The following is a 7,081-nucleotide window of genomic DNA, read 5'->3' as shown; positions in this document are numbered from 1 at the left end:
GGCCAGGTCCCGGCATAGCCTCGCCGCTGCCCTGGTGTCGCCTGCTCCGCCATCTCTCGCCCCGCGATACCCGGGAGATGGCTATGCTACCGAAACGTGTGGGTGGTGAAAAGCAACCTTCAACGGTCTCATCAATCTGAAGCGAACATTGACATTATTCGTACTTGTACAGATATATGTACAACGAAAGGATCCGACGATGGCCCACGTTTCCTACACCGAGCTACGCAATAATCTCTCATCCTACATGGATGAAGTATGCGACGGCCGCGCGCCGCTGTTTGTCACCCGTCAAAACGCCAGAAGCGTCGTGATGCTGTCCGAGGAAGACTATGAAGGTCTGATAGAGACAGTTCACCTGCTCAAGAGTCCCGCAAACGCAGCTCGGCTGTTGCGCTCCATCAGTGACGCCGATGCGGGAAAAGCGACCGAGCGCGATCTGGTTGATCCGGCGAAACCGAATTCTGCCAAGCCATGAAGGTCGTGTGGACCGAGCATGCATGGCAAGAATATCTGCAATGGCAGACTGAAGATCAGAAAACGCTTTCCGCCATCAATGACCTGATCAAGGACATCAAACGCGATCCGTTCAAAGGACCTGGAAAACCGGAGCCTCTCAAGCATGCGCTTCAGGGATGGTGGTCTCGTCGAATTACCGGCGAGCATCGGCTCGTTTATCGCGTGTCTGGCAAGGGCGAAGACCACAAGCTCGAAATTGTCCAGTGCAGGTACCACTACTAACTAAGGGCATGCGGCCACACTTCGCATCGGATAGCCTCACCCCTTGCCGCCTCCGCCTCACCCTTTCGCAAAGCTGTCGCGCAGGCCGATGGTACGGTTGAACACCGGCCGATCCGGCGTCGAATCCCTGTCGCGCACAAAATAGCCCTGGCGCTCGAACTGCATCACCTCGCTCGAATTCGTCGCCGCGATCGCCGGCTCGATCCGCGCGTCCTTCAGAATCTCCAGCGACCGCGGATTGAGGTCGGCGGCGAAATTGGCGGCGTCCGGATTGGGCTTTGCGAACAGCTGATGGTAGATGCGGATTTCCGCGGGCACAGACTGCGCCGCGGACAGCCAGTGCATGGTCGCCTTGACCTTGCGTCCGTCCGGGGCGTTGCCGCCCTTGGTCAGGGGATCGTAGGTGCAGCGCAGCTCCACGACCTCGCCGGCCGCGTCCTTGATCGCTTCCCGGCACTTGATGAAATAGGCGTAGCGCAGCCGCACCTCGCTGCCCGGCGAAAGGCGGAAGAATTTCTTCGGCGGGTTCTCCATGAAATCGTCGCGCTCGATATAGAGTTCGCGGCCGAACGCGATCCGGCGGGTGCCGGCCGCGGGATCGTCGGGGTGATTGACGGCCTCGAGTTCCTCGACCTGGCCTTCGGGATAGTTCTCGATCACGACCTTCAATGGCCGCAGCACCGCCATGCGCCGCAGCGCGGTCTTGTTGAGGTGCTCGCGGATACAGAACTCCAGCATGCCGACATCGACCACGCTGTTGGCTTTCGCGACCCCGATGCGCTTGACGAATTCCCTGATCGCCGCCGGCGGCACGCCGCGCCGCTTCAATCCGGCAATCGTCGGCATTCTGGGATCGTCCCAGCCGGACACATGCCCGTCGCGCACAAGCTGGGTCAGCACGCGCTTGGATAGCAGCGTGTAGGTGAGATTCAGTCGTGCAAACTCATACTGCCGCGGTTTCGATGGCACCGGCAGTTTTTCCAGCAGCCATTCATAGAGCGGCCGGTGGTCCTCGAACTCCAGCGTGCAGATCGAATGGGTGATGCCCTCGATCGCATCCGACTGGCCGTGGGCATAGTCGTAGCTCGGATAGATCGACCATCTGTCGCCGGTGCGCGGATGGGTGGCGTGCAAAATGCGATAGAGCACGGGGTCGCGCAGATTGATGTTGCCCGAGGCCATGTCGATTTTGGCGCGCAGCACGCGGGCGCCGTTTTGAAATTCGCCCGCTTTCATGCGGCGGAACAGATCGAGGTTCTCCTCGGCCGAGCGATCGCGAAACGGGCTGTTCCTGCCGGGCTCGGTCAGCGTGCCGCGCGTGAGGCGGATTTCCTCCGGCGACTGGTCGTCGACATAGGCGTGCCCGTCCCTGATCAGGCCCTCCGCCCAGTCGTACAGGCGCTCGAAATAGTCGGAAGCGTAGTAGAGATCGGTTCCCCAGTCATAGCCGAGCCAGTGCACGTCGGCCTGGATCGAATCGATATATTCCTGCTCTTCCCTGGTCGGATTGGTGTCGTCGAAGCGAAGGTGGCAGCGCCCGGAAAACTCCTGCGCGATGCCGAAATTGAGCGCGATCGACTTGGCGTGGCCGATGTGCAGATAGCCGTTCGGCTCCGGCGGGAATCGCGTCACGATCCCTTTATGCCTGCCCGAATCGAGATCGGCCTGAATGATGTCGCGAATGAAATCGCGCCCCGTCTCTGCCGCCACCGGTTCTGTCGTCATTCCAAATTCCTGTTCGGATCGAAGCGGACCTTGTGCCAAATTCGCCCGGTTGAGCCAAGCCCGCATTGGCAAGGCGAGGGTTTCGTTATGCCCGGTTCCTGCTATACACCACCGCCGTTCCCGCATATGCCCCACCCTTGTCATGACCGATTCCATCGTCACCCGCTTCGCCCCTTCGCCGACCGGCTTCCTTCATATCGGGGGCGCCCGCACCGCTTTGTTCAACTGGCTCTATGCCAGGAAGCGCGGCGGCAGGATGCTGCTGCGGATCGAGGATACCGATCGCGAGCGATCGACGGAGGCCGCGATCGCGGCGATTCTCGATGGCCTGAAATGGCTCGAGCTCGATTGGGATGGCGAGGTGATCTACCAGTTCAGCCGCGCCGCCCGCCACCGCGAGGCGGCCGAGCAATTGCTCGCCAGCGGCAAGGCCTATCGCTGCTACGCCACGCCGGAACAACTGACCGCGATGCGCGAGAAGGCGCGCGCTGCGGGCCTCACCCGCCTCTATGACGGAATGTGGCGCGACCGCGATCCTTCGGAAGCCCCGGCGGGCATGAAGCCCACCATCCGCCTCAAGGCACAGCAGACCGGCGAGACCGTGATCGAGGATCAGGTCCAGGGCCGCGTGGTCTGGCAGAACGAGAACCTCGACGATCTCGTGCTGCTGCGCGGCGACGGCAATCCGACCTACATGCTGGCGGTCGTGGTCGACGATCACGACATGGGCGTCACCCACGTCATCCGGGGCGACGACCACCTGATCAATGCCGCGCGCCAGAAACAGATTTACGATGCGCTGGGTTGGGACATTCCGAACATGTCCCACATTCCCCTGATCCACGGACCCGACGGCTCGAAACTCTCGAAGCGCCATGGCGCGCTCGGTGTCGATGCCTACCGCGCCATGGGATATCTGCCGGCGGCGCTGCGCAACTATCTGGTACGGCTCGGATGGAGCCATGGCGACCAGGAGATCTTTTCGACGCAGGAAATGATCGACGCCTTCGACCTGCCTGCGATCGGCCGCTCGGCGGCGCGGTTCGATTTTGCCAAACTGGAAAATCTCAACGGCCACTATATCCGTCATGCCGACGATCAATTCCTCGTGACCCAGTTCGAGCGCGTGCTGGACTACGTCTCTGATGGCGCTGATCTGAAGGCGAAACTCAACGACACCACGCGCGCGCAATTGCTCAAGGCGATGCCGAGCCTGAAGGAGCGCGCCAAGACGTTGATCGAGCTGATCGCGGGTTCCTATTTCATCTTTGCCGACCGCCCGCTGCAGCTCGAGTCGAAGGCGGCCGCGTTGCTGACCCCGGAAACCCGCGAGCTGATCGGAAGGCTTCGCACCGCGCTCGGGGCGGTCACCGAATGGAGCGCGGAGGCGACCGAAGCCGCCATGCGAAATTTCGCCGACGCGCACAACCTCAAGCTTGGCGCCGTCGCCCAGCCGCTCCGGGTGGCGCTGACCGGGCGGACCACCTCGCCCGGCATCTTCGACGTTCTGGCGGTGCTGGGACAGCAGGAATGCCTGGCCCGGCTCGGCGATCAGGTTGCATGAGACATACCATGCAACCGCCAAGGGTCTATCTTGCAGTGCACAGGGCAATAAGCTAGCTAGGCATTTGAAGCCGCCTTCTAGACAATCCGGCCTGCGTTGCTATCTGCCAGAGAACGGCATCCCCGGGCGGCCCGGTTTTTCGCAATAATTTCATTTGGGACGACACGATGGACGCAAAATCCAGCAGCAAGACGGCAACGCTCACGGTAGGCAACAAGACCTACGATTTCCCGATTCTCAGCGGCACCGTTGGGCCCGATGTCATCGACATCGGCAAGCTCTACAGCCAGACCGGGATGTTTACCTACGACCCCGGCTTCACCTCGACCGGCAGCTGCCAGTCCAGGATCACCTACATTGACGGCGACGCCGGCGTTCTGGAGTATCGGGGGTATCCGATCGAGCAGCTCGCCGAAAAGGGCGATTTCCTCGAGACCTGCTACCTCCTGCTCTACGGCGAGCTTCCGACCAAGGCCCAAAAAGACGATTTCGACAACCGCGTGATCCATCACACCATGGTTCACGAGCAGATGGCGCGCTTCTTCCAGGGTTTTCGCCGCGACGCCCATCCGATGGCGATCATGGTGGCGGCCGTCGGCGCCCTGGCCGCGTTCTATCACGACTCCACCGACATCAACGATCCGCAGCAGCGCATGATCGCCTCGATGCGCATGATCGCGAAAATTCCGACGCTGGCGGCGATGGCCTATAAATACACCATCGGCCAGCCCTTCATGTATCCGAAGAACTCGCTCTCCTTCGCCGAGAACTTCCTGCACATGTGCTTCGCGGTGCCCTGCGAGGACTACAAGGCCAATCCGGTATTCGCCAACGCGCTCGACAAGATATTCATCCTGCACGCCGACCATGAGCAGAACGCCTCGACCTCGACGGTGCGCATCGCCGGCTCTTCCCGCGCCAACCCGTTCGCCTGCATCGCCGCCGGCATCGCCTGCCTGTGGGGCCCGGCGCATGGCGGCGCCAACGAGGCGGCGCTGGCGATGCTGGCCGAGATCGGCACCGTCGACAAGATTCCCGACTTCATCAAGAAGGTGAAGGACAAGAACAGCGAAGTTCGCCTGATGGGTTTTGGGCATCGCGTCTACAAGAACTACGACCCGCGCGCCAAGATCATGCAGAAGATGTGTCACGCGGTCCTGGCGGAGACCGGCCATGACGACGATCCGATGCTGAAGGTGGCGCTGGAACTGGAAAAGATCGCGCTGCACGACCAGTATTTCATCGATCGCAAGCTCTATCCGAATGTCGACTTCTATTCGGGCATCACGCTGAAGGCGATGGGGTTCCCGACCTCGATGTTCACCGTGCTGTTCGCGGTCGCCCGCATTGTCGGCTGGATCAGCCAGTGGAGCGAGATGATCGAGGATCCGCACCAGAAGATCGGCCGCCCGCGCCAGCTCTATACCGGCGCTCCCCGCCGCGATTATCTCGACATCGCCAGTCGGAAGTAGGTCGCCCCAGGTTATGGTTTCAGTCGAAAGCCGGATGCGATTGCCGCGTCCGGCTTTTCGCAATTGCGAGCGCAGCGAAGCAATCCACTGCGGCCGCAAAAAGAAAGAATGGATTGCTTCGCTGCGCTCGCAATGACGGGGCTCTGTTCGAATATGCGTTCGCGATCCCGCGGCGCGTTGCGCCCGACAATCCCCCGACGGTCTAACCCGACCGCCGCGCCTTCTGCATTGTCGCCAGCACGATGTCGGCTGCCCGCACGCTGGGCGGCTGCTTGCCGGTCGACATGATCCGGTCGATCTTCGCGAACGCCTCGACCTGCTTCCGCCGCGAGACGGAATCGCCGAGCACCTCGCGCAGCGCATGCGCCAGTTTTTCCGGCGTGCAATCCTCCTGCAAAAATTCCGGCACGACGTTCTCGCCGATCACGAGGTTGGCGAGGATCACCGAACTCACCTTGATGGCCCGGCGCAGGATCCAGGCTTCCGCCGCGCCGGTCCGGTAGGCCGCGACCATCGGCACGCCGGCCAGCGCGAGTTCCAGCGTCACGGTGCCGGATTTCGCCAGTGCTGCGCGCGCGATCCGAAACGCCGCCCGCTTGTCCTGCTCGCCGACCACGATTTTGGGTTGCAGCGGCCACTGTTCCAGCGCTTCCGCGATCGTGGCCTCAAGATGCGGCATCGTCGGCAGGATCAGCTCGAACGCCGTGCCCGCGTCGCGCAGCCGGCCCAGCGCCTGGCCGAACACCGCCATGTGGTGGCGGATTTCGCCGCGGCGGCTGCCGGGCAGCACCAGCAGCAGCGGCGGCGGCGTATCCCGCCGCTTCGCTTCATCGGCGCCGGGCCGCAGCGAGGCGAGCTGCTCGGTCAGGGGATGGCCGACATAGCTGCAGGGCGGGCCGCGCAGCCTTCGATAGGCTTCCGGCTCGAACGGCAGCAAGGCCAGCACGTGATCGACGTAGCTGACCATCGCGCGCGCCCGCCCCGGGCGCCAGGCCCAGACCGAAGGAGAGACGTAGTCGACGATCGGGATGCGGGGATCGCTGGCACGGACGCGGCGGGCCACGCGATGGGTGAAATCGGGACTGTCGATGATGACGAGAACGTCGGGCGCGGCCTCCGTCACCGCGGCCGCGGTCTCCCGGATCAGCCGCCAGATTTTTGGCAGCTGCTTCACGACCGCCGCCAACCCGATGATCGACAGCTCCTCGATCGGAAACCGCGACTCCAGGCCTTCGCGCGCCATCGCCCGGCCGCCGACGCCTTCGAAATGCACGGCGTCGCCGAGCCGCTGGCGCAACACCTTCATCAGACTGGCGCCGAGCCGGTCGCCCGATTCCTCGGTCGCGACCAGAAAGATCTTTCGCCCCACCGTGGCGATTGGGCGCGCCGCCATCATTCGCCGACGCCCTGAACGAAAAGTCCGGCCCTGTCGGCGGCTTCGATCATGGCCTGGGAATCCGCCACCAGCGTGCTGCCGGCGATGATGGCGATGCCGGCGAGTTCCGCCTTGGCCGCGCCTTCGATCGTTCGCGGCCCGACCGTGGGCAAGTCATAGCGCAGGTCCTGGCCGCGCTTGGGG

Annotated in this window: 7 protein-coding genes; 4 read left to right on the top strand and 3 right to left on the bottom strand. The window is 62.9% G+C overall.

Going from position 1 to position 7,081, the window contains the following annotated elements:
• The first annotated feature begins 199 nt into the window (after positions 1-199).
• Positions 200-478 (top strand): type II toxin-antitoxin system Phd/YefM family antitoxin, encoded by a 279-nt coding sequence (locus WCE35_RS11800; protein WP_424593518.1) that lies wholly within the window; start codon positions 200-202, stop codon positions 476-478.
• Positions 475-741, top strand: coding sequence for a Txe/YoeB family addiction module toxin (locus tag WCE35_RS11795; RefSeq protein ID WP_424593517.1), 267 nt, complete (start codon positions 475-477; stop codon positions 739-741). Before WCE35_RS11800 ends, WCE35_RS11795 begins: the two co-directional genes overlap by 4 nt.
• A 57-nt stretch (positions 742-798) precedes the next feature.
• Here the strand turns inward: WCE35_RS11795 and WCE35_RS11790 are convergent, their stop codons facing one another.
• Positions 799-2,466, bottom strand: a complete 1,668-nt coding sequence (locus WCE35_RS11790) for a glutamine--tRNA ligase/YqeY domain fusion protein (protein WP_424593516.1) — start codon at positions 2,464-2,466, stop codon at positions 799-801.
• A 142-nt stretch (positions 2,467-2,608) separates the two neighbouring features.
• Between WCE35_RS11790 and gltX the strand changes: the two genes are divergently transcribed.
• Both gltX and gltA read left to right on the top strand, forming a co-directional pair.
• Complete coding sequence (gltX, locus tag WCE35_RS11785; RefSeq protein ID WP_424593515.1) at positions 2,609-4,030, top strand: glutamate--tRNA ligase; 1,422 nt, start codon at positions 2,609-2,611, stop codon at positions 4,028-4,030.
• 167 nt (positions 4,031-4,197) lie between these two features.
• Complete coding sequence (gene gltA / locus WCE35_RS11780; RefSeq protein WP_424593514.1) at positions 4,198-5,502, top strand: citrate synthase; 1,305 nt, start codon at positions 4,198-4,200, stop codon at positions 5,500-5,502.
• A gap of 202 nt (positions 5,503-5,704) precedes the next feature.
• Here gltA and lpxB read toward each other — a convergent pair whose 3' ends face one another.
• Positions 5,705-6,895 (bottom strand): lipid-A-disaccharide synthase, encoded by a 1,191-nt coding sequence (gene lpxB, locus WCE35_RS11775; protein ID WP_424593513.1) that lies wholly within the window; start codon positions 6,893-6,895, stop codon positions 5,705-5,707.
• Positions 6,895-7,081 (bottom strand): UDP-2,3-diacylglucosamine diphosphatase LpxI domain-containing protein (lpxI, locus tag WCE35_RS11770; protein WP_424593512.1); only part of this gene is annotated, 187 nt, incomplete at its 5' end. The genes lpxI and lpxB, both read right to left, overlap by 1 nt.

Origin of the sequence: Bradyrhizobium sp. (genome assembly GCF_049691595.1) — a bacterium.
Classification (GTDB): domain Bacteria; phylum Pseudomonadota; class Alphaproteobacteria; order Rhizobiales; family Xanthobacteraceae; genus Bradyrhizobium.
Note: the sequence above shows the minus strand (reverse complement) of the source record. Positions and strands in the feature narration are given on the sequence as shown.

Bases quoted from the DNA above. Each gene is read 5' to 3' on its own strand.
- WCE35_RS11800 (WP_424593518.1), top strand. From the start codon at position 200: ATGGCCCACGTTTCCTACACCGAGCTACGCAATAATCTCTCATCCTAC.
- WCE35_RS11795 (WP_424593517.1), top strand. From the start codon at position 475: ATGAAGGTCGTGTGGACCGAGCATGCATGGCAAGAATATCTGCAATGG.
- WCE35_RS11790 (WP_424593516.1), bottom strand. From the start codon at position 2,466: ATGACGACAGAACCGGTGGCGGCAGAGACGGGGCGCGATTTCATTCGC.
- gltX (WP_424593515.1), top strand. From the start codon at position 2,609: ATGACCGATTCCATCGTCACCCGCTTCGCCCCTTCGCCGACCGGCTTC.
- gltA (WP_424593514.1), top strand. From the start codon at position 4,198: ATGGACGCAAAATCCAGCAGCAAGACGGCAACGCTCACGGTAGGCAAC.
- lpxB (WP_424593513.1), bottom strand. From the start codon at position 6,895: ATGGCGGCGCGCCCAATCGCCACGGTGGGGCGAAAGATCTTTCTGGTC.